23 protein-coding genes are annotated in these 25,674 nt (G+C 68.9%); 17 read left to right on the top strand and 6 right to left on the bottom strand.

Going from position 1 to position 25,674, the window contains the following annotated elements:
• Nucleotides 1-556: 556 nt before the first annotated feature.
• Nucleotides 557-1,213, bottom strand: coding sequence for a histidinol-phosphatase (locus tag QC818_RS15240; RefSeq protein WP_309653714.1), 657 nt, complete (start codon nt 1,211-1,213; stop codon nt 557-559).
• A gap of 151 nt (nt 1,214-1,364) precedes the next feature.
• Here QC818_RS15240 and QC818_RS15245 point away from each other — a divergent pair, with 151 nt between their 5' ends.
• Nucleotides 1,365-1,859 carry an RNA pyrophosphohydrolase gene (locus QC818_RS15245; protein WP_309653715.1) on the top strand — a complete coding sequence of 165 codons (495 nt, stop codon included), beginning with the start codon at nt 1,365-1,367 and terminating at the stop codon, nt 1,857-1,859.
• A 75-nt stretch (nt 1,860-1,934) separates the two neighbouring features.
• Nucleotides 1,935-4,199: a phosphoenolpyruvate--protein phosphotransferase gene (ptsP, locus tag QC818_RS15250; protein ID WP_309653778.1), complete on the top strand. Its 2,265-nt coding sequence runs from the start codon at nt 1,935-1,937 to the stop codon at nt 4,197-4,199.
• Nucleotides 4,200-4,205: 6 nt separating this feature from the next.
• On the opposite strand, the gene QC818_RS15255 is transcribed toward ptsP, so the two are convergent.
• Complete coding sequence (locus QC818_RS15255) at nt 4,206-4,985, bottom strand: NRDE family protein (protein ID WP_309653716.1); 780 nt, start codon at nt 4,983-4,985, stop codon at nt 4,206-4,208.
• 106 nt (nt 4,986-5,091) lie between these two features.
• Between QC818_RS15255 and QC818_RS15260 the strand changes: the two genes are divergently transcribed.
• The 8 genes from QC818_RS15260 to QC818_RS15295 all read left to right on the top strand — a co-directional run bounded on the left by QC818_RS15260 (nt 5,092) and on the right by QC818_RS15295 (nt 13,545).
• Complete coding sequence (locus QC818_RS15260) at nt 5,092-6,222, top strand: response regulator (RefSeq protein ID WP_309653717.1); 1,131 nt, start codon at nt 5,092-5,094, stop codon at nt 6,220-6,222.
• Entirely contained in the window at nt 6,219-7,013 is a 795-nt protein-coding gene (locus QC818_RS15265) for a sulfite exporter TauE/SafE family protein (protein WP_309653718.1), read from the top strand. The genes QC818_RS15260 and QC818_RS15265 overlap by 4 nt, the downstream gene beginning before the upstream one ends.
• A gap of 180 nt (nt 7,014-7,193) precedes the next feature.
• Entirely contained in the window at nt 7,194-7,973 is a 780-nt protein-coding gene (gene lgt / locus QC818_RS15270) for a prolipoprotein diacylglyceryl transferase (protein WP_309653719.1), read from the top strand.
• Between the two features lie 526 nt (nt 7,974-8,499).
• The gene (locus QC818_RS15275; protein ID WP_309653720.1) at nt 8,500-9,354 is read left to right on the top strand and encodes a thymidylate synthase; all 855 of its coding nucleotides are present in this window, start codon (nt 8,500-8,502) and stop codon (nt 9,352-9,354) included.
• Nucleotides 9,351-9,890, top strand: a complete 540-nt coding sequence (locus tag QC818_RS15280; protein ID WP_309653721.1) for a dihydrofolate reductase — start codon at nt 9,351-9,353, stop codon at nt 9,888-9,890. Before QC818_RS15275 ends, QC818_RS15280 begins: the two co-directional genes overlap by 4 nt.
• 48 nt (nt 9,891-9,938) lie before the next feature.
• Nucleotides 9,939-10,907 (top strand): ProQ/FINO family protein, encoded by a 969-nt coding sequence (locus tag QC818_RS15285; RefSeq protein ID WP_309653722.1) that lies wholly within the window; start codon nt 9,939-9,941, stop codon nt 10,905-10,907.
• Between the two features lie 475 nt (nt 10,908-11,382).
• Nucleotides 11,383-12,453 carry a porin gene (locus QC818_RS15290; protein ID WP_309653723.1) on the top strand — a complete coding sequence of 357 codons (1,071 nt, stop codon included), beginning with the start codon at nt 11,383-11,385 and terminating at the stop codon, nt 12,451-12,453.
• Nucleotides 12,454-12,549: 96 nt separating this feature from the next.
• Nucleotides 12,550-13,545 (top strand): hypothetical protein, encoded by a 996-nt coding sequence (locus tag QC818_RS15295; RefSeq protein ID WP_309653724.1) that lies wholly within the window; start codon nt 12,550-12,552, stop codon nt 13,543-13,545.
• A gap of 61 nt (nt 13,546-13,606) precedes the next feature.
• Here QC818_RS15295 and QC818_RS15300 read toward each other — a convergent pair whose 3' ends face one another.
• Complete coding sequence (locus tag QC818_RS15300; protein WP_309653725.1) at nt 13,607-13,825, bottom strand: hypothetical protein; 219 nt, start codon at nt 13,823-13,825, stop codon at nt 13,607-13,609.
• A 359-nt stretch (nt 13,826-14,184) separates the two neighbouring features.
• Between QC818_RS15300 and QC818_RS15305 the strand changes: the two genes are divergently transcribed.
• Nucleotides 14,185-16,176, top strand: a complete 1,992-nt coding sequence (locus QC818_RS15305; RefSeq protein ID WP_309653726.1) for a diguanylate cyclase — start codon at nt 14,185-14,187, stop codon at nt 16,174-16,176.
• A 136-nt stretch (nt 16,177-16,312) separates the two neighbouring features.
• Here QC818_RS15305 and QC818_RS15310 read toward each other — a convergent pair whose 3' ends face one another.
• The 3 genes from QC818_RS15310 to QC818_RS15320 all read right to left on the bottom strand — a co-directional run bounded on the left by QC818_RS15310 (nt 16,313) and on the right by QC818_RS15320 (nt 18,270).
• The gene (locus tag QC818_RS15310) at nt 16,313-16,528 is read right to left on the bottom strand and encodes a hypothetical protein (protein WP_309653727.1); all 216 of its coding nucleotides are present in this window, start codon (nt 16,526-16,528) and stop codon (nt 16,313-16,315) included.
• 228 nt (nt 16,529-16,756) lie between these two features.
• A complete protein-coding gene (locus tag QC818_RS15315) occupies nt 16,757-17,302 on the bottom strand; it encodes a YqiA/YcfP family alpha/beta fold hydrolase (protein WP_309653728.1) in 546 nt (181 codons plus the stop codon).
• A gap of 92 nt (nt 17,303-17,394) precedes the next feature.
• The gene (locus QC818_RS15320; protein ID WP_309653729.1) at nt 17,395-18,270 is read right to left on the bottom strand and encodes a metallophosphoesterase; all 876 of its coding nucleotides are present in this window, start codon (nt 18,268-18,270) and stop codon (nt 17,395-17,397) included.
• A 148-nt stretch (nt 18,271-18,418) separates the two neighbouring features.
• Here QC818_RS15320 and QC818_RS15325 point away from each other — a divergent pair, with 148 nt between their 5' ends.
• From QC818_RS15325 to QC818_RS15350, 6 genes are all read left to right on the top strand, one after another.
• Nucleotides 18,419-19,366 (top strand): ADP-ribosylglycohydrolase family protein, encoded by a 948-nt coding sequence (locus QC818_RS15325; RefSeq protein ID WP_309653730.1) that lies wholly within the window; start codon nt 18,419-18,421, stop codon nt 19,364-19,366.
• A gap of 108 nt (nt 19,367-19,474) precedes the next feature.
• Nucleotides 19,475-21,325, top strand: a complete 1,851-nt coding sequence (locus tag QC818_RS15330) for a hypothetical protein (RefSeq protein ID WP_309653731.1) — start codon at nt 19,475-19,477, stop codon at nt 21,323-21,325.
• Nucleotides 21,322-22,503, top strand: coding sequence for an ATP-binding protein (locus QC818_RS15335; RefSeq protein ID WP_309653732.1), 1,182 nt, complete (start codon nt 21,322-21,324; stop codon nt 22,501-22,503). Before QC818_RS15330 ends, QC818_RS15335 begins: the two co-directional genes overlap by 4 nt.
• Nucleotides 22,496-23,746, top strand: coding sequence for a vWA domain-containing protein (locus QC818_RS15340; RefSeq protein WP_309653733.1), 1,251 nt, complete (start codon nt 22,496-22,498; stop codon nt 23,744-23,746). The genes QC818_RS15335 and QC818_RS15340 overlap by 8 nt, the downstream gene beginning before the upstream one ends.
• Before the next feature lie 7 nt (nt 23,747-23,753).
• Complete coding sequence (locus QC818_RS15345; protein ID WP_309653734.1) at nt 23,754-24,683, top strand: ADP-ribosylglycohydrolase family protein; 930 nt, start codon at nt 23,754-23,756, stop codon at nt 24,681-24,683.
• 89 nt (nt 24,684-24,772) lie between these two features.
• Nucleotides 24,773-25,624, top strand: a complete 852-nt coding sequence (locus tag QC818_RS15350; RefSeq protein ID WP_309653735.1) for a WYL domain-containing protein — start codon at nt 24,773-24,775, stop codon at nt 25,622-25,624.
• Nucleotides 25,625-25,674: the final 50 nt, after the last annotated feature.

A 25,674-nucleotide genomic window follows, 5' to 3' on the forward strand; every position in this document is an offset into this window, starting at 1 on the left:
AGCGCAGCTTCGCTGCGCGAAAGGCGCCGCCAGACGCCCGTGTCTTGCCCCGGGGGAGGGACCATCGCGCGTAGGAGCGCAGCTTTGCTGCGCGAAAGGCGCCCGTGTCTTGCCCCGGGGAGGGGCCATCGCGCGTAGGAGCGCAGCTTCGCTGCGCGAAAGGCGCCGCCAGACGCCCGTGTCTTGCCCCGGGGGAGGGACCATCGCGCGTAGGAGCGCAGCTTTGCTGCGCGAAAGGCGCCGACAGGCGCCCGTGTCTTGCCCCGGGGGAGGGTCCATCGCGCGTAGGAGCGCAGCTCTGCTGCGCGAAAGGCGCCGTCAGGCGCCCGTGTCTTGCCCGGGGGAGGGGCCAGCGCGCGTAGGAGCGCAGCTTCGCTGCGCGAAAGGCGCCGACAGGCGCCCGTATCTTGCCTCGGGAGAGGGCCCATCGCGCAACAAGTTGCGCTCCTACAACCCCAGGAAAGGCGCCGCCAGACGCCCGGGGTCAGGCACCGCCGCTGGCGCGGCGTATCGCGCTCTGAAGAGCGCTCCTACAACCCCACGCGATCGGGCCGGCTCAGTCGCGCAGGCTGATGATCCGCCAGTCGCGCGCCTCGGCGGTGCGGCGCAGGGTCTCGTCGGGATCCACGGCCACGGGGTGGTCGACCCGCTCCAGCAGCGGCAGGTCGTTGTGGGAGTCGCTGTAGAACCAGGCGTCGTCCAGCGACAGCTCGCGGCCCTCCAGCCACTGCTCGAGGCGAGTGACCTTGCCTTCCCGGTAGCTGGGCACGCCGCTGACGCGGCCGGTATAGCGGCCGTCGACCTTCTCCGGCTCCACCGCGATCAGGTCGTCCACGCCCAGGCGCTCGGCGATGGGGCCGGTGATGAAGCGGTTGGTGGCGGTGATGATCAGCAGGACGTCGCCACGGGCGCGGTGCCGGGCGATCAGTTCCTCGCCCCTGGGCAGGATGTGGGGCTCGATCTTGCTGGCCATGAACTGCTGGTGCCAGGCCGCCAGCTGTTCCGGGCTGTTCTCGGCCAGGGGCCTGAGCGCCACGGCGAGGAACTCCGCCATGTCCAGGGTGCCGGCCTCGTAGTCCGCCATGAAGCGATCGTTGGCCTCCTTGTAGGCCACGGGATCCACGGCGCCCTGCTCGAGCAGGAACTCGCCCCAGGCATGGTCGCTGTCGAGGGAGAGCAGGGTGTTGTCCAGGTCGAAGATGGCGAGGCTCACGGCGTTCCTCTTGTCGATTGTCGGTGGGCGTCGAGCCCGCGATTATGGCAGAAGCCCGGGCCCCCTTCGAGCGCGCCGCCACGGGCGTATTGATACGTTTCACGGCCTTGTGGAAGAATGCCATCAATACTGGATTCATAAGGTGAAGTCCGTGATCGACGCAGACGGCTTTCGCCCCAACGTTGGCATCATCATCGCCAACGACCAGGGGCAGCTGCTTTGGGCGCGTCGGGTCGGGCAGAACGCGTGGCAGTTTCCCCAGGGAGGCATCAAGGCGAACGAGACACCGCAACAGGCACTGTTTCGTGAACTCCACGAGGAAATCGGCCTGACCGCCGACGACGTCGAGGTGCTTGCCTGCACGAGGGGCTGGTTGCGCTATCGCCTGCCGCGGCGCATGGTGCGAACCCACTCCCGGCCGGTGTGCATCGGTCAGAAACAGAAGTGGTTCCTGCTCAGGATTCGCTGTGGCGAGACCCGGATCTGCATGGATGGCGGTCCGGCGAAGCCGGAGTTCGACGGCTGGCGCTGGGTCAGTTACTGGTATCCCCTGGGGCAGGTGGTGCCCTTCAAGCGCGAGGTCTACCGGCGCGCGCTGCGTGAGCTGTCCCCGCGAGCCCAGCGGCTGGCCCTGGGGCATGGCTGACGACCCGAGACGGGCCGGGGTGCGCCCCGGTGAACCCCTCAGCGAGGCATGACAACAATGGACAGCAAGACGCCGATGCTGGAGGTGCTACGCCGCATCATCCTGGAGGTCAACGGGGCGCGCAACCTGGACGCGGCCCTGTCGACCATGGTGCGACGCATCCGCAAGGCCATGCGCACCGACGTGTGCTCCTTCTACCTCTACGACGCCGAGCTCGAGCAGCTGATGCTGATGGAGACCATCGGCCTGCGCACCCAGGCCGTGGGCCATGTGGCGCTGCCGGTGGGGGAGGGGCTGGTCGGCCTGGTGGCCCAGCGCGAGGAGCCGATCAACCTCGAGGATGCCCGCGCCCACCCGCGCTTCCGCTACTTCGAGGCCACCGGCGAGGAGCGCTATTCGAGCTTCCTCGGCGTGCCCATCATCCACCAGCGCCGCATGCTCGGCGTGCTGGTCGTCCAGCAGGCTGACCAGCGCCGCTACGACGAGGCCGACGAGGCCTTCCTGGTCACCATGGCCGCCCAGCTGGCCGGGGTGCTGGCCCACGCCCTGGCCACCGGCAACCTGAACCGGCCGACGCTGCCCGGCGGCCAGGCGACCTTCACCGGGGTCGCCGCCTCGCCGGGCATGGCGATCGGCGAGGCCGTGCTGATCGCCCCGCCGGCCGACCTGGACAGCGTGCCGGACCTGATCCCCACCGACGAGGAATACGAGATCGCCCGGCTCAAGGAGGCGATCGGCAAGGCCCGCGAGGAGATCCGCGCCGCGGGCGAGCGCCTGGCCAACCGCATCTCCGCCCAGGAGCTGGCGCTGTTCGACGTCTACCAGCAGATGCTCGGCGAGGCGGCCCTCTCCCAGGAGGTGGTCAAGCGCATCCGCGAAGGGCAGTGGGCCCCGGGGGCGCTGGCCGACGTGGTGCGCCGCCACGTGCAGTACCTGGAGCGGGTCGACGACGACTATCTCCGCGAGCGGGCGGCCGACGTCCGCGACCTGGGCCGCCGGGTGCTGTCCCACCTGCAGGAGGAAACCGCCGCGACCCCGGCGGTGTACCCCGAGCGGACCATCCTGGTCAGCGACGAGATCAGCGTGGCGATGCTCGGCGAGGTGCCGCGCGAGCGGCTGGCCGGCATCGTCTCGGTGCGCGGCTCCAGCACCTCCCACGTGGCCATCGTCGCCCGGGCCATGGGCATTCCCACGGTGCTGGGCATGGTCGACCTGCCGCTGCCGCGGCTCAACGGCGCCCGGGTGGTGCTCGACGGCCACCGCGGCCGGCTGTTCGTGCGGCCCGGCGCCGAGCTGGAGAGCCACTACCAGGGGCTGATCGACGAGGAGCGGGCGCTGGCCGAGGTGCTCGAGCACGAGCAGGACCTGCCCAGCCGCACGCCGGACGGCCACGACATGCCGCTGATGGTCAACACCGGCCTGGCGGTGGATGCGGTGGCCTCGCTCAAGTCGCGGATCGGCGGCGTCGGCCTGTACCGCACCGAAGTGCCCTTCATGATCACCGAGCGCTTCCCCGGCGAGCAGGAGCAGACCCGCCTCTACCGGGAGCAGCTGGAGGGCTTTGCGCCCCTGCCGGTGGTCATGCGTACCCTGGACATCGGCGGCGACAAGGACCTGCCCTATTTCCCCATCGAGGAGGCCAACCCCTTCCTCGGCTGGCGGGGCATCCGGGTGACCCTCGACCATCCCGAGGTGCTGATGGTGCAGCTGCGCGCCATGCTGCGGGCCTCCCAGGGGCTCGACAACCTGCAGGTGCTGTTGCCGATGATCACCAACGTCGACGAGGTCGACGATGCCCTGCGGCTGCTCGACCGGGCCATCCGCGAGCTGGGCGAGGACGGCGTCGCGGTGGCCCGCCCCAAGGTGGGGGTGATGATCGAGGTGCCGGCGACCCTCTACCAGCTGGAGCCGCTGGCCGAGCGGGTGGACTTCTTCTCGGTGGGCAGCAACGACCTGACCCAGTACCTGCTGGCCGTGGATCGCAACAATCCGCGGGTGGCCGACCTCTATGACGCCTGCCACCCGGCGGTGCTCTCGGCCATGGCCCGGCTGGCCCAGGAGGCCCGGGCGCTGGGCGTGCCCACCTCGGTGTGCGGCGAGCTGGCCGGGGACCCGGCCGGGGCGCTGCTGCTGATGGGCATGGGCTTCGACACCCTCTCCATGAACGCGCCCAGCCTGCCCAAGGTGCGCGCCGCCATCCGCCGCGTCAGCCAGTCGGCGGCCGAGGCCCTGGTCGACGAGATCCTGGCCCTGCCGTCGCCGGGCGGCGTGCGCGCCCGCCTGGACGCCCGCATGGGCGAATGGCAGCTGACCCACCTGCTGCCGCCCCGGGACGCCTGAGGGGCGTCACCCCGGGGGCGGGGTGACCAGTTCCCGGTGGCGGGCGCCGAGCGGCGCACCCTGGGGGCCGAAGCGACGCTCGCCGATGGTCAGCCGGCCGTCGGCCCGCCACTCCAGCCAGGTGGTCGCCCGGGTGCCGTAGTCCCGGCCGAGGATGAACGCCGCCGAGAGGCGGCGTTCGAGTTCAAGCCCCACGCCCGTGTCCGGCAGCTGGCCGTCCTCGGCCTCGCGGGGGTCGCCCAGGGCCGCCAGGGCGCCCTGGGGCCAGTCGCCGCGGTGCAGGCTGGCGGCCAGGCCCTGGCGGGCGGCGATCAGCTTCGGCCAGGGCGTGTCCAGCTCGGCGTTGGACAGGCCGTGGAGCCCGGGGGAGACCCGCCTCAGCCGCAGCCGCTCGCGGCCGCGATGCAGGTGCCAGAGCCCTTGGCCGTCGCCGGCCAGCAGGTTGAAGCCGGCGTGGCGCAGGGCCTCGCCCGCGGCCAGCGCGTCCAGCCAGCCCGCCAGGTCCTCGCATTCCAGGGCGCGCCGCACCAGGGCGCCGCGGCTGGGCGCGTCCGCGTCGACCGCCAGGGCCGGGTCGCGGACATTGGTCACGGCGGCGAAGCGGCCGCCACGATGCACCGCCAGCCAGCTGCCGCCGGCCTCCAGGTCGCGACCGCCGACGATCGCGGGGGCGTCGTCCCAGGCGGCCAGCGCCGCGGCGGGGCGGGCATGGAACTCGTCGCGGTTGGCCACCAGCCGGAGCGGTACGGCCGTCCCGGGGCGGTGGTCGAAGGCAATCAGGCACATGGCGTGCAGCCTACCCGCGTCGCGGCCTCCGCGAAAGGACGCCATGACAGCGCGGGGGCGGCATCGTACACTCGGGACACTTATACGACCCGGTACAGGGATGACGATGAGTGTCGAGACCGACAAGGAGAGAGCCTGGTCGCACCTGGTCAAGCCGATCCTCTGGCCGGTGCTGGCGGTGCAGGTCGCGCTGGTGGCGCTGTGCCTGGCCGTGGGGATCAGCGGCTGGTGGCTGATGCCTTCCCAGGCTTCCTGGAGCGCGACCTTCTGGCTGCTGCTGGCGCTGCTGCTCGGCAGCAGCCTCAACGTGGCCGCCTTCCTGATGCTGCTGCGCCAGCGGCTGCGCGGCGACGAGGCCCGGGTCGAGGCGGCCCTGGCCCGGGTCGGGGACCGGCTCCGCGAGCGCGGCGGGGACCGGGTGCCCGAGGCCGAGCGCCTGGCGGAGGCCGGCCTGCCGCTCGAGCGCCGGCTGGCCGCCCTGGAGGCGGTCTGCGAGGCGGTCTGCGAGCGCTGGGAGGCCGAGCTCGAGACGGCCCGGGGCATGGAACGGCGCCTCGCCGACGATCTCCAGGCCCAGCAGGGGCGGCTGGCGCGGCTCGAGAGCGGCCGGGAGCAGGCCCGGGAGGCCTCGCGGCTCAAGTCCGGCTACCTGAGCCAGCTGCAGCGCATGCTCTCGCCGCTGATGGCGGCGGTCACCGAGGTGCTGGACGCCGACCCCGCCGGCCAAAACGCCGGTGGTCAGCCGCGCGGCGCCGTCGAGCGGCTGCGCGAGCGGCTGGAGGAGACCGCCGTGCTGCTGGAGACCCTGGGAGAGCCCGAGGGCGGGCCCGCCACCCCCGGGCGGGTGCTGGTGGTCGACGACGGCCCGGTGAACCTGATGCTGGCGCAGAAGGTGCTGGAGCGCCAGGGCCTGCGGGTGATGACCGCCTCCAGCGGCAGCGAGGCGCTGGCCTGCCTGGATCAGGGCCCCGTCGACCTGGTGTTCATGGACATCTACATGGCCGACATGGACGGCGTCGAGACCTGCCGGGCCTGGCGCGCCAGGGAGTCGGCCTCGCCGGGGCATGCCCGCAGCATCATGGTGGCGCTGACCGCCAATGCCGGCGAGGCGGACCGCCGGCGCTTCCGGGAGGCCGGCATGGACGACTACCTGGCCAAGCCGTATCGTCCCCAGGATCTGCTCGACCGGGTGCGCCACTGGCTGCCCGACACACGACTCACGGGGGAGGGCGCATGAGCGCGATCACGCTGCTGCTGGGATACCTGCTGCTGGGCAGCCTGGCGGGCACCCTGGCGGGGCTCTTCGGCATCGGCGGCGGGCTGATCATCGTGCCGGCGCTGGTCTTCGCCTTCGAGCTGCAGGGCGTGTCGCCGAGCGTGCTCATGCACCTGGCGGTGGGCACCTCGCTGGCGACCATCGTGGTGACCGGCGCGTCCTCGGCCTGGGGGCACTACCGCCGCGGCAGCATCCACCGCGACTGGTTCCTGGCCCTGCTGCCGGGGCTGATGCTGGGGGCGATCGCCGGCGTCTTCGTCGCCGGCAGCCTGTCCGGCGGCGTGCTGGGCCTGCTGTTCGGCCTGTTCATCCTCGCCGTGGCCGCGCGCATGGCCCTGGGGCGCGGCGCCACGCCCGGCTCGCTCGCGCCGGGGCGGGCCGTGATGGCCCTGGCGGGCGCGGTGATCGGCGGCGTCTCGGCGCTGTTCGGCATCGGCGGCGGCACCCTGAGCGTGCCCTGGCTGACCCGCTGCGGGGCGCCCATGACCCGGGCGGTGGGCACCTCTTCGGCCTGTGGCCTGCCGATCGCCGCCTTCGGGGCCGCGACCTTCGTCGTCGTGGGCCGGGGCGAGTCGGCCCTGCCGCCCGGCGCCCTGGGCTACGTGATGTGGCCCGCCTTCCTGGGCATCATCCTGACCAGCGTGCCCTTCGCCCGGGTCGGGGTGCGGCTGGCGCACTTCCTGCCGGCCCGGGCGCTGCGCCTGGCCTTCGCGGGGCTTCTCGCCCTGGTGGGGCTCAAGTTCCTGCTATAGCCGTAAGCTCTAAGCTTTAAGCTGTAAGAAAACCCCTTTGCCTCCGGCGCTTGAGTGCTAGTGTCGCGGCTTACGGCTTACGGCTTACGGCTTACGGCTTACGGCTTACGGCTTACGGCTTACGGCTTACGGCTTACGGCTTCCAGCTTCCAGCTTCCAGCTTTCTATTCCGAGGATTCCATGCTGCGTTACCCCGAGATCGACCCCGTGGCCATTTCCCTGGGACCGCTCCAGGTGCACTGGTACGGCCTGATGTACGTCGTCGGCTTCCTTGCCGCCTGGTGGCTGGGCCGCCGCCGGGCGTCGCGCATCGGCCTCAACGGCGACGACGTGGGCGACCTGATCTTCTATGCCGCCCTGGGGGTGGTGCTGGGCGGCCGCCTGGGGTACGCGCTCTTCTACGGCCTGGATCAGTGGCTGGCCGACCCGCTGTGGATCGTGCGCGTCTGGGACGGCGGCATGAGCTTCCATGGTGGGCTGGTCGGCGTCCTGATGGCGGCGCTGTACTTCGCCCGCAAGAAGCACCTGGCCTTCTTCACCCTGACCGACTTCGTCGCGCCCCTGGTGCCGATCGGCCTGGGCGCCGGGCGCATCGGTAACTTCATCAACCACGAGCTGCCGGGGCGGGTCACCGAGCTGCCCTGGGGCCTGGTGTTTCCCGGGCTGGGGCCGCAGCCGCGCCATCCCTCGTCGCTCTACGAGGCGCTGCTGGAGGGGGCGGTGCTGTTCACGGTGCTGTGGTGGGTCTCGGCCACCCCGCGCCGGCGCGGCCTGGTCTCCGGGCTCTTCCTGACGCTCTACGGAGTGTTCCGCTTCGGCGTGGAGTTCGTCCGCCGCCCGGACCCGCAGCTCGGCTTCATCGCCTTCGACTGGCTGACCATGGGCATGCTGCTGACCCTGCCGATGATCGTCGCCGGGGCGCTGCTGATGCTGTGGTCGCGGCGACAGCCGACCCCCTGAGGTCGCCTGGGGCTGTAGGAGCGCTCTTCAGGGCGCGATCCGCCGCGACAGCGGCGGCGTTGCCCCCGGGGCGCCTGGCGGCGCCTTTCGCGCAGCGCAGCTGCGCTCCTACCATGGGGCTGACGTCGCCTGGGGCTGTAGGAGCGCTCTTCAGAGCGCGATCCGCCGCGACAGCGGCGGCGTTGCCCCAGGGCGCCTGGCGGCGCCTTTCGCGCAGCAGAGCTGCGCTCCTACGATGGGGCTGAGGTCGCCTGGGGTTGTAGGGGCGCTCTTCAGGGCGCGATCCGCCGCGACAGCGGCGGCGTTGCCCCAGGGCGCCTGGCGGCGCCTTTCGCGCAGCGCAGCTGCGCTCCTACGATGGGGCTGACGTCGCCTGGGGTTGTAGGAGCGCTCTTCAGAGCGCGATCCGTCGCGACAGCGGCGGCGTTGCTGCTGCTAGCCCCGAGCCTCGAGCCTCGAGCTACGGGCCTCGAACCTTGGACCTTGGACCTGGTCCGCCTTACCGCGGAGCGGGCGCCTGTGTAGAATGGTCGGCCCATTTCCCAGCCTCGACGATGCCGTGACCGACGACAGCCTGCCCGCCCTCGAACAGCCCTACCTGGACCTGATGCGTACCGTGCTCGAGCACGGCGTGGAGCGCGACGATCGCACCGGCGTCGGGACCCGCTCGATCTTCGGGCACCAGATGCGCTTCGACCTCTCCCGCGGCTTCCCGCTGCTGACCACCAAGAAGCTGCACCTGCGCTCGATCATCCACGAGCTGCTGTGGTTCCTGGCCGGCGATACCAACATCGGCTACCTCAAGGCCAACGGGGTGCGCATCTGGGACGAGTGGGCCGACGAGAACGGTGACCTGGGGCCCGTCTACGGCTACCAGTGGCGTAGCTGGCCGGCGCCCGGCGGCGGCCATGTCGACCAGATCGCGAACCTCCTGGAGCAGCTGCGCAGCAACCCGCGCTCCCGGCGCCTGATCGTCTCGGCCTGGAACCCCGCCCAGGTTGACGAGATGCAGCTGCCGCCCTGCCATTGCCTGTTCCAGTTCTACGTGGCCGAGGGGCGGCTGTCCTGCCAGCTCTACCAGCGCAGCGCCGACATCTTCCTCGGCGTGCCCTTCAACATCGCCAGCTACGCGCTGCTGACGCGGATGATCGCCCAGGTGGCAGGTCTTCAGCCCGGCGACTTCGTGCACACCCTGGGCGACGCCCACCTCTACCTGAACCACCTGGACCAGGCCCGGGAGCAGCTGTCGCGGACGCCGCGACCGGCGCCGCGGCTGGTGCTGGATCCGGGGGTCGACGACCTGTTCGACTTCCGCTTCGAGCACGTCGCTATCGAGGACTATGATCCGCACCCCCACATCAAGGCGGAGGTGGCCGTATGAACGACGAGACCCTGGTGCCGGTGGCGATGATCGCCGCCATGGCCGCCAACCGCGTGATCGGCGTGGACAACCGGCTGCCCTGGTATCTGCCCGAGGACCTCAAGTTCTTCAAGCGCATGACCCAGGCCAAGCCGCTGGTCATGGGGCGCAAGACCTACCAGTCCATCGGCCGGCCGCTGCCCGGGCGACTCAACATCGTGGTCACCCGGGATCCGGACTTCGCCGCGGACGGCGTGCGGGTCTGCCATGACCTGGCCTCGGCCCTGGACCTGGCCGATCGCCAGGCCACCATCGACGGCGTCGACGAGATCATGGTGATGGGCGGCGGCGAGATCTATGCCCAGGCGCTGCCCCGCGCCAGCCGCCTCTATCTCACCGAGGTGGCCGTGGAGGTGGAGGGCGACGCCCGCTTCCCGGAGCTCGACCCGCGGGAGTGGGAGGAGTGCCAGCGCGTCCCGGGCCAGCCGGCGGAGGGCCAGCCGGCCTACGACTTCGTGCAGTACCGGCGCCGGGATTTGCCAGCCGCGGGAGACTGACACAGACTGACGACTGGCGGCCGTGGTCGTCGCCCGGCTCTCGGATGCATGGAGGATCAGACGTTGATCGAGGAAGGTCCCGCCCGTCTCGTGACGGCCCTGGAGGCGCGCATCGAGGCACTGCTGGAGGCGCGCCGCCGCGACGATCGGCAGCGCCGGGCCCTGGAGGCGCGCCAGGCCGAGCTGCTGGCCCGGGTCGAGCGAGCCCGCTTGCACGAGCATGACCTCGAGGCCCGGGTCGCCGAGCTGGAGGCCCGGCTGGCCGAGGCGGAAGCCGAGCGCATCGAGCTCGCCGAGGAGAACCGCGAGCTCGACGCCCAGAACCGGGAGCTAGAGGCTCATGGCCGTCGGCTCCAGGCACGCCTCGACGGCGAGGCCGAGGCGCCGGTCTTCCAGCGAGCCGCCCGCCAGTCCCGGGGCCTGTCGGCGCTGATCGGCACGCCCCGCCGGCCGCGCCCCGAGGTGCCCCCCGCCGAGGCGGCCACCGACGACGCCCCCGCGCCGGCCCAGAACGCCCTGCCCATCGAGCGCGCGCCCTCGCCCCAGGCGCTGCTGGCCGAGTGGTATCGCCGCTACCCCGACACCTTCTTCAAGGGCCACACCCGGCCCCTTCAGATCGGCATCCATCAGGCGCTGGCCGCCCACGAGCCCTGGCCCGAGAAGCTGGTGCGTCGAGCGCTCGCCTGCTACGTCAACCTGCCGCGCTACCTCAAGGCGGTCCGCGAGGGCGCCGAGCGCCTGGATCTCGCCGGCCGCCCGGCGGGCGTGGTGGATCGGGAGGCCGCCGAGCATGCCCGGCGCAAGCTGGAGCGGCTGCAGGCCGACCGGCGTCGCAAGGTCAAGCGCAGCGCGCGGCGCCCGAGCGGCGGGGCGACGTCGTCCGCCGCGCCGGGCAAGGCCGCGTCTTCTTCCGCGCCCGGCCCGGCGCCCCAACCGCCGGCCGGCGACGACGCCCCGGACGGCGATCGCCTGCAGCGCAAGCTGGATGCGCTGATGGCCCAGCACAATGCCCGTTGATGGCAAGGGCCGTTCGCGTTGACCGCCTCGGCGGCGCTATCCCGCCTTTGACTTGAAAGCGTCATGTCCCCGGGGCATGATGAGTCCGCTCATCGCTGCCTGATGCTGTTTTAGCGCATGGCGAACGGGGCCGAAGGGCCACGTCTCCGCGTCGACGGCCGATGGCGGCGGCGGTGGAGCCGCCGGGAAGGCGCCCGAGCCGCTATCGCAGGGAGATGTGTCGCGATCGGGGGAGCTGACGAATGAAAACAGTGTTTTTTTCTTGTTGCGCTCCTTCTAATCACGGTATAGAGTTCTTCCTGCGAGCATTGGACTATAACAAGGCTTCGCCGTGGTCTGGCTCGCTGCTGCCGCCTCCCGGGAGGGATCGGCACCAACGAGAACCGGCACCAAAGACCGGCAAGCCCGCCGCCCAGACTCGAAAAGAGCACGCGGCAACGATCGAAACAGCAAGCTAGTCAAAAGGATTATCGCAATGAAAAAGACACTGTTAGCGACTGCCATCGCCGGTGCCATGGCTGCCTCCGGCGCCCAGGCCGCCACCGTCTACAACCAGGACGGCACCAAGCTCGACATCTACGGCAACATCCAGATCGCCTACTACAACACCGATGACGAGAACGGCGACAGCCGTGACGAAATCGCCGACAACGGCACCACCTTCGGCTTCGCCGCCGAGCACGTCATCTACGACGGCCTGACCGGCTACCTGAAGCTCGAGCTCGACGACATCAAGGCCGACGAGATGAAGACGGCCACCGATGCCGCCGATTCCGGCGACACCGCCTATGTCGGCCTGCGTGGCAACTTCGGTGACGTCCGCCTGGGCTCCTACGACTCCCTGATGGATGACTGGATCCAGGATCCGATCACCAACAACGAAGGCTTCGACGTTTCCGACACCACCGTGTCTGGCGTCGAGGAAACCGACAAGATCACCTACACCTCTCCGGTCTTCAGCGGCTTCCAGTTCGCCCTGGGTACCCAGTACAAGGGCGATGCCGAGAGCGAGAACGTCACCGATTCCGGCGACGCCTCCTTCTTCGGTGGTGTCAAGTACGCGGCCGGCGCCTTCTCCATCGCCGCCGTCTACGACAACCTGGATACCTTCGAAAGTGCCAACGACGGTGGTACTGGCAAGTACATCATTGATCAGGACCCGGATAGCCCCACGGTTGGTACTGTGGTTCAAGATGATGCACCGGAAGAAGCTGGTGAGTTCGGCGACCGCTACGGTGTGACCGCCCAGTACACCATCGACAGCCTGCGTCTGGCCGCCAAGTACGAGACCTTCGATTCCGACGAGGCTGACGACGATGTCGACTTCATGGCCCTGGGTGCCCGCTACGGCTATGGCATGGGTGACGTCTACGGCGCCTACCAGAACGTCGATTCCGAAGCCTCCGACGACGATCGCGACGAGGTGATCATCGGCGCCACCTACACCATCTCCGACGCCATGTACACCTGGGCCGAGGCCAACTGGGAAGATCGTGACAACGACGAAGGCGATGGCTTCGGCGTGGGTATCACCTACCTGTTCTAAGCCTGCCTGCAGGAGTATCCTGCCACAGGGTTGAACAACGAAAGCCGATCCCCCGGGATCGGCTTTTTTCATTGAACGCGATGCAAGCGAGGTTTTATGAAAGGGCCGATCGTGACCGCGAGCCTGCTGGCGCTGAGCCTGGGACTGTCCGCCGCGCCGGCGCTGGCCAGCGAGATGGAGGATCGCTTCCGCGAGGAAGGCAGGGCCATGGACCTGACGGGCATTCTCAATGCCGGAACCGATGCGCACAGCCGCCGCTTCCTCTTCGGCGGCGTCAATGCGCATGACTTCACCGTCACCGAGGCGGGCACCTACCGCTTCACCAGCCGGGTGACCGCGGGCTATTCCGAGGACTACCGCATCGCCGCCGCCCTGGAGGACGAGCAGGGCAACGTCATCGCCCGCAGCGAGGCCCTGGGCCAGAACGGCGGGCTGGCCATGCAGCAGCGCCTCGCCCCCGGGGACTATCGGCTACGCGTCGAGGCCCATCGGTTCGGCACCCGTGGCCGTGCCGGCGACGGCTATTCCGTGCAGGTGGCGGGCCTCAACGATCAAGGGGAGGTGATCGCCGGTAGCGTCAGCGACGGCGAGGGCATCTTCTTCACCGGCACCAATCGCCAGGGCGGCGATTCCGTCTTCGTGCGCGGCGACAATGCTGTGGCGACCCTTGGAGGCGCCCCGCAGCAGGAAGAAACGAATGCCGCCGCTGAGCAGCAGGGCTCAGACGGCTCGAACGATGAGGCGGCCGCGACCGATAACGAGCCGCGCTCGGGCTTCGAGAGCATCGTCACCGACGTCAAGATCCGAGCCCGGGGCGAGGTACTGACCTTCGACGTGGCCGAGACGGGCAGTGTGGCGATCTCCACCTCCACCTATCCGACCGGCTACGAGGATACCTATCGCCTGGAGCTGGAGGTGCTGGACGAGGCGGGGCGCGTGGTGGCCCAGGGCGCCGGCCAGGGCTTCGACGGCGACGTGGAGCTGACCACCGAACTGGCGCCGGGGCGCTATCGAGTTCGGGTACAGGGCCAGAAGTTCGGTAATGCCCGCGAGGGTGTGAACAACTACGAGCTGCGCGTCGAGAAGCGCTGATGGCCAGTAAGAGCAGGGGCGCCGTCCGGCGCCCCGTTCGCTGTCCGTCGGTAGCGGCCTGTCAGCCTTCCATGTCCTCTTCCATCATCATGTGGATCAGCTCCTGCAGGTCCTTCACCTGCTGCTCCAGCGCCTTGACGCGATCCTCGGCGGCGGCCTCCTCGGCCTTCTGGTTGATCTGCTCCATCTGCTCCTGGAGCATCTCGGAGTCCATGGCATGGGCGGCGCCGCCCATCATCAGCAGGGTCAGGAAGCCGGCGGTCACAGTCTTGATGTTCATGGGACACCTCTCGGTCGTGGGATGAAGCATCGGACCCGTTGCCGGGTCTTGCCCGCTTTGTGCCTCCGCCATCGCATTCCTTACAGCTGGTTTAGCGGAGCCCTATTCGAGGTATAGCAGAGGGCCGCCGGACCCGCTGCCCCGATACGAACAGCCATACCTTGCCCTCCACTGGTGGCAGGTGGCCTCCAGTCGGCACCGTGCCGGAGCGGCTCGGTATCCGACCTTGGTCGTCTCGAGCCCGGCCGGCGGCGACGGGATAATCCGCCTCCCCGGGGAGCCCCGTCGTCCGAATCGAGCTTTCATTATTAGGCTTGTCTGATACAGTGAGCTGGGCCCTGTCACAAGGAAGGTGATGCGTGCCGATTCGACTCTCGACCCTGAAGCGCCAGTTGTTCTCGCTCAAGGGCCGCTTGCTGCTGGGCCTGCTGGCCACCTGGGGGGTGGTGACGGTGATGCTGCTGGGCTTCGGCTGGCAGACCGGCAATGCCCTGCTCGAGGATTCCAGCCATGCCCACCTGCGCTACGAGGCCCGGCTGATCGCCGACAGCCTGACCCACGAGGTGGATTCGCGCCTGGCCGCCCTGGAACGGCTGACCGGGCGCCTGGACGCCGGGCGTCGCGACGATGCCGCCTTCCTCGAGGGCGAGCTGCGTCACAATGACGCCCTCCTGGAATGGTTCGAGGCGCTGCTGGTCACCGATGCCGAGGGGCAAGTGGTGGCCGGCTGGCCCCGGGCGGCGGCGCTTCAGGGCCTGGCGCTGGGCGATCGCTCGTATTTCCGCCATGTGCGCCACTTCCGCCGCCCGCATGTCAGTGAGCCCATCGTCTCCCGGGTCAGCGGCCAACCCCTGGTCATGTTCGCGGTGCCGCGCCTGGACGACGACGGCAGCTTCCAGGGCATGGTGGGCGGCGCCATTCGCCTGGATCGCGGCGGCCTGTTCAAGCGCCTGGAGCGCCTGCGGCTGGGGGATCAGGGCTATGCCAGCGTGATCAGCGCTTCGGGGCGCGTGCTCTACCTGCCGCGGGAGGGCCGCGAGTCGGGCCCCTTGCCCGAGGCCTCGCTGCCGCCGTCGGCACGCCTGGCGCTGCTGGGCTGGGAGGGCGAGACCCGCGGCACCTCACTCAAGGGGGGGCAGGCCTATCAGGCCTATCGACAGATCTGGCCGGCGGACTGGATCGTCAACGTGGTCCTGCCCCGGGGGCAGATGATGGCGCCCCTGAACGGCTGGCTGGAACGCCTGATCGAGAAGGCCTCGATCATCACCCTGGTGATGCTGCCGATCGTGCTGGGCTTCCTCTGGCTGGCATTGCGCCCGCTGTTCCGGCTCGAGACCCAGATCGAGGAGGTCGGGGCAGGGCAGCGCGAGCGCGTGACGCTCTCCACCAGCATGCATGAACTCGAACAGCTGGCGGAGACCTTCAACCGTGTGGAGGCGGAGCGCAGCCGGGCGCTGGCCAGCCTGCGGGATCGGCAGGCATTCCTGGACGCCATCCTGGCCAGCTCGCCGTCAGGCATGTTCGTGACCGACACCCGCGGCACGATTCGCTTCATGAACCCGGCGCTGGTCGAGCTCACCGGGGTCGATGCCGCCGGCCAGCCCCACGACGATTGGATGACCCACGTGCATCCCGACGACCGGCAGGCGGCCCTGGACCTCTGGCGCTACAGCATGCAGACCGGGGAGGACTTCCTGCAGCAGTATCGCTACGTCCCGCGCGGGGGCGAGCCGCTGTGGCTCGAGGTGCATGCCAGCCGGGTCGCCATCGACGGCCGCAGCATCGGCTTCGTGGGCACCGTCAAGGACATCACCGAGCGCCGCGAGGAGGAGGCGCTGCGCCAGTGGGAGGCCGAGCACGACCCCCTGACCGGGCTGCTCAACCGGCGCGGCTTCGAGCGGCGCCTGGAGGAGGCGCTCGCCGACTGGAAGAAGACCGGCACGCCCTCGGCGCTGCTGCTGTTCGATCTCGATCACTTCAAGCCGATCAACGACGAGGGCGGGCATGCGCTAGGCGACGAGATGCTGCGCCGCATCGCCCAGGTGATCGCCTGGGAGGTGCGCCGCAGCGATCATGTGGCGCGCCAGGGCGGAGACGAGTTCGCCGTGCTGTTGCCCAGCTGCACGCCCGGGCAGGCCGAGAAGATCGCCCACTCGCTTCGCGAGGCGGTGCGCGAGGTCGGCGTTCAGCACCAGGGCGTCGAGTACCGGGTCACGCTGAGCCTGGGCGTCACCAGCTTCCAGGAGGGTGACCAGCGGATCGCCACCGTGATCGAGCGCGCCGATGCGGCCAGCTACACGGCAAAACGCCAGGGCCGCGATCGCGTGGTGGCCCATGAAGTCGAGGCCTGATTGGTCATCGCGCTTGGTTGCGTTCCCCCACATTTGGCTTGAAAGGCGCCGTCAGGCGCCTGGCATTACCCGGCAGCCCTCGACAAATTGGTCGGCACCACCGTACGGCTTATGATTGTTTTCGGTCGCTTGGTGGTCATGTCTCTTCCATGGAAAGTTCCCGCACTATCTGGTGGTATCCCAGGTAGCCTTTCAGGGACCAGCGACGTAGCGCGAACTTCCGGTAGCGCTCTTCCTGAGCATTATTGATGGCATCGTGGATGTTGTAATAATAGTTCTTGGTTTTTTTGTTTTCTTGATGCTCTTCGAGCGCCTTTCTGGCATCTTTGGCCGCTTTTCTTACATGCAGCAACTCTGTCGGAGGCTCTTGAGTTTCATCGCTTAGGTAGTGAGCTAGTTTCTTCTCGATGCCGTGGTTCTGCCCTTGAATATTAAGCCGTAGCTCAAGTAGAACGAAGTTTCCCAGGCGCCTTCGCTGATACCAGTCCTGATAGCGATTGTTTTCCCGATCATTGGCACGGTTTCGCCTGGCCCACAGATGCTCGATAGAAAAGAAATCGCCGCTGAGACCGCCATCGTATCAGGGCGACGACCGGCACAGCATCAGGAAGCGTTCGAACTCATGGGTAAGCGCTTCGAGACTGTGTTGCAGGCGATGACCATCATCCATCACCTGAAGGGGCAAGCGCTGGTCACAGGCCTGCTGCATCACCGGGCCCGGTGGCACGACCTCGTCACGCCAGCCGTGGATGATGAAGGCATGCCGTGCCCCGATACGCGGCGCAGGATCCGGATAGTGTGCGAGCCCCAATGCCGGGGCCATCAGGAAGCAGCCCAGCACGGGAGTGCGCTGACTCACGGCCGCCGACAGCCAGCCTCCCATGCTGGAGCCGACCAGGATCGTCTCTTCGGGCCTGGCACCTCGCTCGTCGATCACCGACAGCAAGTGATCCAGTCGCTGGGAAGGCGACGCCATCCCACGGTAATCCAGAACGACTGGGATCATCGCGTCCTGCTCATCCACGAGGGTCTTCAGCGCTTGTACCTTGGTGGAGTGCGGGCCGCTTTCCAGGCCATGGGACAGGAATACGTATAGCGTCTTGATTCGGTTGTGCGGATCGGACATCCGGCCTCCTGGCTGACACATTATCGGAATGGCATCTCTCGGGAGCATGGTCATCATGCGCCGGCCGTGCGCTCATGGCGGGACGCTTCGTCTCAGACGGCGACGAAGCTGCCATCTCCGAGTGGCTGCCCGATCGTGTGTCGATAAGCGACGAGATCTCCGCCGTAAGCGGCCGCGTAATCCAGGCCCACGACCTTTTCGTCCAGCACCGTGGGCGCTCCGTCCAGGGCATAGTGGCCGAAGAAGACCGGTGGGGCATCCTTGGGATAGCCGATCTCTCGGGCCGGGCTGGGTTGAAGCTCGCAGGGGTGGATGCGCGCGGCTGTGTTCTGCCACCAGCGAACGCGGCGGCGCCGGGTGGGGAAGCCCTGGGGGGAGGGCGTCTCCAGGAATTCGTGCTCGCAGCCGGCCACGAGCAAGTCGATGGCGAGATATCCCTCCGAGTAGGTGTCCTCGTAGTGCGCCAGGAGCCGATCGTCGAGGCAGTGGAGGTTCTGCGTCTTCAGGAAGGCGATGGCGTTGTCGTTCCAGCAGGCATGGACCACCCGCAGTCCAGGCTCATCGATGAACAAGGGCTGTCGCCGTAGCCAGGCGAAGTGATCCCGCAACGCCTCCGGGTCGTCCAGAAACCCCTCGACCAGCGACACCCGGTCATGGTGCGCGGTGGTGGCGCGCAGGAAGGCATACGGTCTGTCCAGGTGCCGATAGGCATCGCGTATCCAGTTCAGCTCGTGGTTCCCCACCACCATCCAGGCCGCGCCGGCATCCACCATGCGGCGAATCGTCTTCAGCACCTCGGCCGGCGCGGGGCCCTTGTCGATCAGGTCGCCGACGAAGACCGCGGTGCGCTCGGGATGCTGCCAGGCGCCCCCATCCTGCCGATAACCCAGCCTGTCCAGCATTGCCAACAGCTTGTCATGGTGGCCGTGAATGTCTCCGATGATGTCGAAGTGTGCGGCATGGCGCATATCGGGCTCCCGTCCTTGGTGATGTGATCAGTCTCTCAAGCCGGTGCGTCATTTCGTGACGCATCGATGGCGTTGCCTGATCCGTCGTCGGATGTCGTATCGCGGGAGCAGACTCGAAGCGTGTCCCAGCCGAAGGAGGCCTCTCCGCATGACTCATGATCCCGGTTTCTCCGATGACGCGCGAGATCGCTGCCGTGGCGCCCTGCTCGGGTTGGCCTGCGGCGATGCCCTGGGCACGACGCTTGAATTTTGCGCCCGCGATGCACAGCCGCTGCACACCGAGCTACTGGGCGGCGGCGTCTTCGGGGTGGAGCCGGGTGAGTGGACCGATGATACCGCCATGGCGCTATGCCTGGCGGAGAGTCTGCTGGTTCGCCGGGCCTTCGATCCCCTGGACCAGCTCGATCGTTACGGTCGTTGGCTGACCCGGGGACACCTGAGCTGCCAGGGCAGGTGCATCGATATCGGCAACACCACGCTGGAAGCCTTGCGTCGCTATCGTTGGGAAGGCAGCGCCCAGGTCGGGGGGACCGCCCCCTGGCAGAGCGGCAATGGCGGGATCATGCGCCTGGCACCGGTGGTCCTGGCCGCGGCGGGCGAAGGGGACGCCATCGCGCTGAGCATGGCCAGTAGCCGTACCACCCACGCCAGTCCCGACTGTCTCGATGCCGCCGCGCTCATGGGCGCCGTGTTGTGGCGGCTGCTGAAAGGCATGCCCCTTCCCGAGGTCCTGGCGGACATCCCTGCCGTGCCGACTCGGGGGCAGGCCATCTCGCGAATCCAGCGGGGCGAGTTTCGTCGTCTCTCGCGCGATGCGATTTCCTCCTCCGGCTATGTGATCGACACCCTGGAGGCCGCCTTGTGGTGCTGCTACCACGCCGCCTCCCCGGAGGAGGCCCTGGTCCTGGCGGCCAATCTGGCGGACGACGCGGATACCGTGGCCGCGGTCACCGGGCAGCTTGCGGGGGCGGCCTGGGGAGCGCATCGGTTGCCGACGCGCTGGCGTTCCGAGCTTGCCTGGGAGGGGCGCATCACCGACTTCGCGGACCGCCTGGCCGCGCTGTCGCTCGACGCGGATCGCCTCGCAGACGCATGAGGTTCTGCGTCGCTCGATGTTCCACTCCAGCCGCCATGCGACGCCGAGTGTCGCACCGGTCCCGCAGACTGATGATTCAGACAGGCCGCTTCGCCAGGGAGGATGAAGATGCACGACACAGCACAGGAGACTAACCGACTCGCGCTGGAAGGCAGTGGCGGTGCCGCGCTCCGGGGCGATTGCGGCAACGCCGACCGGGGAACACGACTGGTGCTGCGAGAGCCCCGGCTGAAGGCCCTGGACCTCCATCATGCCCCCTTTCTGGAGGAGCTGGATCTACGGGCCTGCGGCGGGCCGCAGTTTCACCTGGTGCTCGATGATCTGCCGCGCCTGCGCGAGGTGTACCTGCCGGCATGCGAGCAGGGCTGCATCGTTCACCTGGCATCGCCGTCGCTGCCCATGTCGCTGCGTGTGCATGGGACCGTCGCCGAGTTCGATGCCGACTGGGGGGCCGGCAATTGCCGCCTTGCCTCCGCGCACCGCCCATGGAAGGGCATTCGGCTCTTGGGGTGCGATGCCTCCCTGTCGGATCTCGTCATCGGCCATCGCCTCGCGGATACCGAGCACACGCTGAAGGTCGTGCTGGAGAGTTCGCTCCTGCCGCCCTGCCTGACGCTGACCGAGCCGGGAACCTGGCTGCTGGCCGCTCCCATGGGGCTGGAGCGTCTGACGATCGACGGACCGGAGCGGGTGGTGCTGGAAGAGGCCGAGGCACTGCAACGGCTGGAGGCCAAGTCCCGGACCACCATCAAGGCCGACGGGCTTCGAGCCCTGGAGACCGTGCTTGGCGCAGAGGGCGCGCCAGCCGAGATGGACGAGGACCGGGATGAGGCAGGGACCTCTAATGCCGCTTCCATGCCGGGCGACCTGGTGCTCAAGGGAGCGCTTCACGAACTCGACATCGCGGGAGACTGGGCCTCGGTGCAACTGCACAGCCGGTCGTTGACCCGGCTGTCACTGGAACGGGCACGCTACCTCGCCCTCCATCATTGCCGCCGGCTGGATCGGGTCGAGTTGCCTCAGGGCCTCGAGATCGACTGCCATGGCAGCGTGCCGTCGGCGCTGCTCGGCCAGGCCCGCTTCTATGTGGACGAGGCCACGGTGCTGCAGACGCTGGAGCGCCTGAAGGCCGGCGAAGCCGACTTGCTGGCGACCCTGCTCACCCTGCTGCCCCAGAGGACGTCGCCGCACCATGTCCTCCACGGCTTGCTCACCCTCGAGCAGTTGTGCGACCTGGGGCTGGACCCGCAAGCCATCTGGGAGTGTCGTCGCACCCTGTCCGCCCATCATTTGCAGGGCAAGCGTTCGAGGCAGGCGCCCAGTGCCAGGGCGCTGGCGCGGGCCGACCTCAACTGGCAGTGGGAATTCCCGCGGGACCGCGTGGAAGAAGGCATGGCCGCGGACCTGCGCGTCTGGCGTCATTGCCAGGGGCACTGCGAGCAGGCGAGTGCCTATCGCGATGCGCTGCTGGGGACCTGCGGCAAGTCGCCGGAGTCCCTGCGGCACTTGCTGCGCGTCGGTCTTCACCACGAGACCGGTCCGGTGCTGCGAGAACTGATGTTCGAGGCCATGACTCGTCTCTATGGTCATCCGGAGGCGCGCTCCCGACTGGGCAGAATGGCGTCGGGGCTGGTGCGCAAGACGGTGGCCCTGTTCAAGCGCGATGCGCTGGATGATGAGTCGGGCCGCGCCGCTCTGGGCTTCATCTTTCACGAAGCCGCCTGGGACGAGCTGCCGCGCCTGGTACCCCGGCTGATGCGTCAGCGAGCCAGCCTGGTCCGTGACGGCTTGATGACGCTGTCGCGTCGGCCCGATGAGTGGTTTAAGCGGCGGCTGCCCGGCCGTTTCGTGTCCGACCAGGCGATACGCTCGGCGCGCCTCCAGCTAACGCAGCTGGCGCTGATGCCGGCCCGGCCCATGACGGACGATCCCCAACGTTTCGAGGAGGTGTCTCCATGATCGATGCGACCCCCGACCAGGCACTGAGCCTGCTGGACCATCAGCTGCAGCTCCTCCAGTCGTCTCCCGGGCTGGCCGAGGAGCTGCCGCCGATCATGCTGTGGGGCCCACCGGGCGTGGGCAAGAGCAGCATCGTCCGTGACCTGGCCAAGCGGCAGGGTGTGGGCTTCCTGGATATCCGCCTCTCGCAGCGCGAGCCGGTGGACCTGCGCGGGCTGCCGGTGCCCGACAGCGACCGCGGTGCGGTGGACTGGCTGCTGGCCAGCGAGTGGCCCCGCGACATGGCGAGTCGCGGCATCCTGCTCTTCGACGAGCTCACGGCGGCGGATCGCAGCCTGCAGGTGGCGGCCTATGAACTGATCCTCGATCGCCGGCTCGGGGATCTCTATCGGCTTCCCCCGGGCTGGCTGGTGGTGGCCGCCGGCAACCGCGGCGAGGACCGCGCGGTGGCGCAGACCTTCTCCAGCGCCCTGGCCAACCGCTTCTGCCATCTCAACCTGGAGGCCGACCTGGAGGGCTGGGCGCGCTGGGCCAGCGGCCAGGGACTGCATCCCGACGTGATCGCCTTCCTGCGCTTTCGGCCCGAGTGCTTCTTCGACATGGAGGGGGGCGTCGAGCAGGGCTGGCCTAGCCCACGCAGTTGGACCCGCGTGGCGCAGTCGCTGCGTCATGGCACTCACCTGCCCGATAGCGTTCAGGCCCTGATGGTACATGGCCTGGTGGGGCAGGGGGCCGGCACCGAGTTCCTGGCATTCCGTGACTGGGCGCTCGCCTTGCCCGATCTCGAGGCCATGCTGGCGGGGTGCGGGCCCATCGAGATTCCCGAGCGGGCCGATCAACGCTATGCCTTCTGTTCGGGGCTGGCGCATACCCTCTGGCGGGGCTCGGGCGAGGGCGACCGGCAAGGGGATGTCCTCGGCAAGCGACTGGGGCGCTTCTTCGCCATCAGCGAGCGGTTGAGCTCGGACTTCGCCACCCTGACCCTGCTCGATGCCATGCAGGGCCCCGACGAGGCCACGACCCAGGCTCGCACCCAGGCCCTGATGGGGCACGAGGCTTTCGAGAGCTGGGCGCAACGCCACGGCCGGGTCTTCAGCGAGCATCTCCAGGCGCAGATGACGGCGATCCCGACGCAAACCGATACGATGCCGCTCGACGAGGAGGCGCTGGATGCCTGAACGCCCGAGCGAGGCCGATCGGCGTCTCAAACAGACCATCCAGCGCCGCTGTGAGGCCGACCGCGCCATCCTGCTGACGGCCCAGCCCTTCACGGCCAAGCTGATGATGCAGCTGCGCCTGGTGGCGGTGGTCGATGACCGACTGGCTACGGCCGGCACCGACGGCGAAAGCCTGTTCGTGAACGCGCACTTCATGGCGGCGCGCAGCGACGCCGATCGCCGCTTCATTCTCGCGCATGAGGTCTGGCACTGCGCCCTGGGCCATCACCGTCGTCAGCTGGGGCGGGAGCTCGATCGCTGGAACCGCGCCTGCGACCATGAAGTGAATGCCCTGCTGCGCAATGAGCTGGGCCATTGCCCCGAGGATGCCCTCTACCACCGCCGGTATCGCGGCCAGTCGGCGGAGGAGATCTACGCCGAGCTGGGCACGAACGCCGATCGACCCGAGCGAGGCCGGGTGCTGGATGAGCACCAGCTGCAGGATCTGTTGAGTCGCCCAGGGGACGTGCAGGACCCGGACTTCCAGCCCAAACCCGTCGAGGCCGACGCGGCGCGCGCCTGGCAGCAGCGCCTGGTGGCGACGGCCCAGCAGCACCAGCGTCAGCAGGGATCGCTGCCGGGGCATATCGAGGCGCTGGTGAAGCGCCTGCGGCGCGCCACGGTCCCTTGGCAGACGGTGCTGACTCGGTTCCTGCAGCGCACTCAGGGCGGGACTCGCCGCTGGAGCCCGCCCTCGCGCCGTCATGTCCACCGGGGGCTCTACCTGCCGAGTCATCGCGGCCAGAGCCTTGCGCTGGCCGTGGCCATCGACACCAGCGGCAGTTGCCAGAAACGCTTGCCAACCTTCTTCGCCGAGCTGAGGGCCCTGCTGGGGGCCTTCGATCGGGTCACGCTGGAGGTGCTGGAGTTCGATACCCGGGTGACGCAGCGGCACATCCTCCATGACGGTCAGCTCCATCTGCTGGATCGATGGACGAGCCGAGGCGGTGGCGGCAGCGATGTCCGACCGGTCTTCTCGGCCCTCGCGGAGCGCCCGCCCCAGGCGTTGGTGGTGCTGACGGACGGCATGATCGCGGCGCCCGCCAAGGCGCCGGCCTTTCCCGTCATGTGGTGCCTGTCCCCTGGCGGCCGGGCACCGGTCGCGTGGGGGGGAGTCCCTGTCGCTGGCTCCCGCCACGAGGCATGCGGCATGATAGGCCGCTCATCGCTGGCCGTGTGCCGCCTCTTGCCTCCAACGGAGTGACCCGACCATGTCTTCTGACAGACTGTCCCTGATCGAACGAGCCCGTGGCGGCATGCTGGCGCTGGCCTGTGGGGATGCCCTGGCCAATGGGGTGGAGTTCATGCCTCGGGGAGGCTACCCGGCCATCACGGACCTGCATGGGAAGCCGCGGGGGCTGCCGGTCGGGCAATGGTCGGATGACACCGGCCTGGCGCTGTGCCTGGGAGAGAGCCTGGTGGCCTGCCAGGCCTTCGATCCGGTCGATCAGATGCGCCGCTATCGGGGCTTCTACGAACGGGGGGAAGGCTGGCCGCACGCCGTGCCGTTGATCGCCGGCAACACCCTGGCGCGCGCCCTGGCCGATTTCACGGCCACGGGCAACCCCTATAGCGGCCCCACTCATGCCCTGGCGGCCGGCAACGGCGGGCTGATGCGGCTGCTGCCGGTGGTGCTGGCCAGTCATCGAGCCCCCGAGCGCTGCCGGCAGTGGTGTCGGGATGCCACCCGCACCACCCATGGCGCCGGGGAGTGCCTGGAAGCCAGCGACCTGCTGGGACGGATCCTCTCGGCCTTGCTGGAAGGGAGAGAGCTGGCTCATGCGCTGGGGGTTGGCGCCGATATCCCTTGGGCCAGCGAGCGTATCGCCCGGCTGGCTCAGGGCGCCTATCTCGACAAGCCGCTCGATGGCATCAAGGCCAGCGGCTATGTGGTGGACACCCTCGAGGCCGCGCTCTGGTGCGTGGCCCGGCATGATGGCCTGGAAGCGCCGCTGCTGGCCGCCGCCAACCTCGGCGACGACTGCGACACCGTGGCCGCCGTGGCCGGACAGATCGCGGGGTGCGCCCATGGCGAGCGGGCCATTCCCGGCCAGTGGCGTGAGACCCTGATCCAGGCCGAGCGCCTGACGGATCTCGCCGAGGCGCTGCTGGTGCTGTCGGCGTCGGACAAGGAGGGCTGATGGCGGATCAGCTGGGCCGACAACTCGCGATCCTCCGGCACTTGCCGCCGGCATCCCGCCCGACCACCGTGGCGGCGCTGCATGAGGCCTTGAGTCCCGATTACCCGGCGAGCAAGCGCACCTATGAGCGGGACCTGGAGAGCCTGCGCGACAACTTTCCCCAGGCGGTCCTGCGTCAGGAGGGGCAGGGGCGCAATGGCCGCACCAGTCACTGGTCGCTCACCTCGCGGCGCGGGCTGCTGCCCGAGGTGCTGCTGAATAACCCGGACATGGCCATCGCCTTCGCCATCCTGGAGCAGCAGGCGCACAGTCGGCTGCCGCAGGGTGTGATGCAGCGGCTCGCGCCCTATTGGGAGCAGGCGCATCGGACCCTCGCCAGCCAGCCCCAGGCCAGTCGCCTGCGCAGCCTCTTCCAGTATCTACCGGACACGCTGCGACCGGAGCTCGCACGCGTGGAGCCCGAGATACAGGCGACCATCGAAGAGGCGCTGATCCAGCAGCAGGCGCTGACCCTGGTGCAGGAGACCCTCGATGGCTTCATCGAACACCACAAGCTGGTGCCGTTGCGGCTGCTGCTCATGGAGGACGTGCTCTACCTGCTGGCGGAAAATCCCCAGGCGACCAGCGATGACGACCTGATCCTCAAGCTGCCGGTCCACCGCATCGCCCAGGCTCGCTGCGACGGGCTGGCGCATGGACTGGGCATCGACCCGGACCTGGCCCAGCAGCAGGCACTGGGGGAGAGTGCGCCCGCCGAGGTGGCGCTCGTCGTCTGCCGGGAGGTGGCGCAGCACCTGTTCGAGCGCCCCATCGGGCGCGACCAGACTCTACATCCGCATGAAGAAGGCAAGTTCCTGCTGCGGACCACGGTGGTCAGCAACAGCCGGCTGGAACGGAGGCTGCTGTCAGGCCTGGAGGAGGGAAGGCCCGTGCCGGGGTAGCGCGCCCGCTGGCACGACCTGTCTCCATTTAGGTACGCTTAGATGCGGTA

The sequence above is a fragment of the Halomonas koreensis genome (assembly GCF_031451675.1).
Taxonomy (GTDB): Bacteria; Pseudomonadota; Gammaproteobacteria; order Pseudomonadales; family Halomonadaceae; genus Halomonas; species Halomonas koreensis.

Coding starts and splice junctions, on each gene's coding strand:
- ptsP (WP_309653778.1), top strand. CDS start 1,935: ATGCTGGAGGTGCTACGCCGCATCATCCTGGAGGTCAACGGGGCGCGC.
- QC818_RS15255 (WP_309653716.1), bottom strand. CDS start 4,985: ATGTGCCTGATTGCCTTCGACCACCGCCCCGGGACGGCCGTACCGCTC.
- QC818_RS15260 (WP_309653717.1), top strand. CDS start 5,092: ATGAGTGTCGAGACCGACAAGGAGAGAGCCTGGTCGCACCTGGTCAAG.
- QC818_RS15265 (WP_309653718.1), top strand. CDS start 6,219: ATGAGCGCGATCACGCTGCTGCTGGGATACCTGCTGCTGGGCAGCCTG.
- lgt (WP_309653719.1), top strand. CDS start 7,194: ATGCTGCGTTACCCCGAGATCGACCCCGTGGCCATTTCCCTGGGACCG.
- QC818_RS15275 (WP_309653720.1), top strand. CDS start 8,500: ATGGTCGGCCCATTTCCCAGCCTCGACGATGCCGTGACCGACGACAGC.
- QC818_RS15280 (WP_309653721.1), top strand. CDS start 9,351: ATGAACGACGAGACCCTGGTGCCGGTGGCGATGATCGCCGCCATGGCC.
- QC818_RS15285 (WP_309653722.1), top strand. CDS start 9,939: ATGGAGGATCAGACGTTGATCGAGGAAGGTCCCGCCCGTCTCGTGACG.
- QC818_RS15290 (WP_309653723.1), top strand. CDS start 11,383: ATGAAAAAGACACTGTTAGCGACTGCCATCGCCGGTGCCATGGCTGCC.
- QC818_RS15295 (WP_309653724.1), top strand. CDS start 12,550: ATGAAAGGGCCGATCGTGACCGCGAGCCTGCTGGCGCTGAGCCTGGGA.
- QC818_RS15300 (WP_309653725.1), bottom strand. CDS start 13,825: ATGAACATCAAGACTGTGACCGCCGGCTTCCTGACCCTGCTGATGATG.
- QC818_RS15315 (WP_309653728.1), bottom strand. CDS start 17,302: ATGTCCGATCCGCACAACCGAATCAAGACGCTATACGTATTCCTGTCC.
- QC818_RS15320 (WP_309653729.1), bottom strand. CDS start 18,270: ATGCGCCATGCCGCACACTTCGACATCATCGGAGACATTCACGGCCAC.
- QC818_RS15325 (WP_309653730.1), top strand. CDS start 18,419: ATGACTCATGATCCCGGTTTCTCCGATGACGCGCGAGATCGCTGCCGT.
- QC818_RS15330 (WP_309653731.1), top strand. CDS start 19,475: ATGCACGACACAGCACAGGAGACTAACCGACTCGCGCTGGAAGGCAGT.
- QC818_RS15335 (WP_309653732.1), top strand. CDS start 21,322: ATGATCGATGCGACCCCCGACCAGGCACTGAGCCTGCTGGACCATCAG.
- QC818_RS15340 (WP_309653733.1), top strand. CDS start 22,496: ATGCCTGAACGCCCGAGCGAGGCCGATCGGCGTCTCAAACAGACCATC.
- QC818_RS15345 (WP_309653734.1), top strand. CDS start 23,754: ATGTCTTCTGACAGACTGTCCCTGATCGAACGAGCCCGTGGCGGCATG.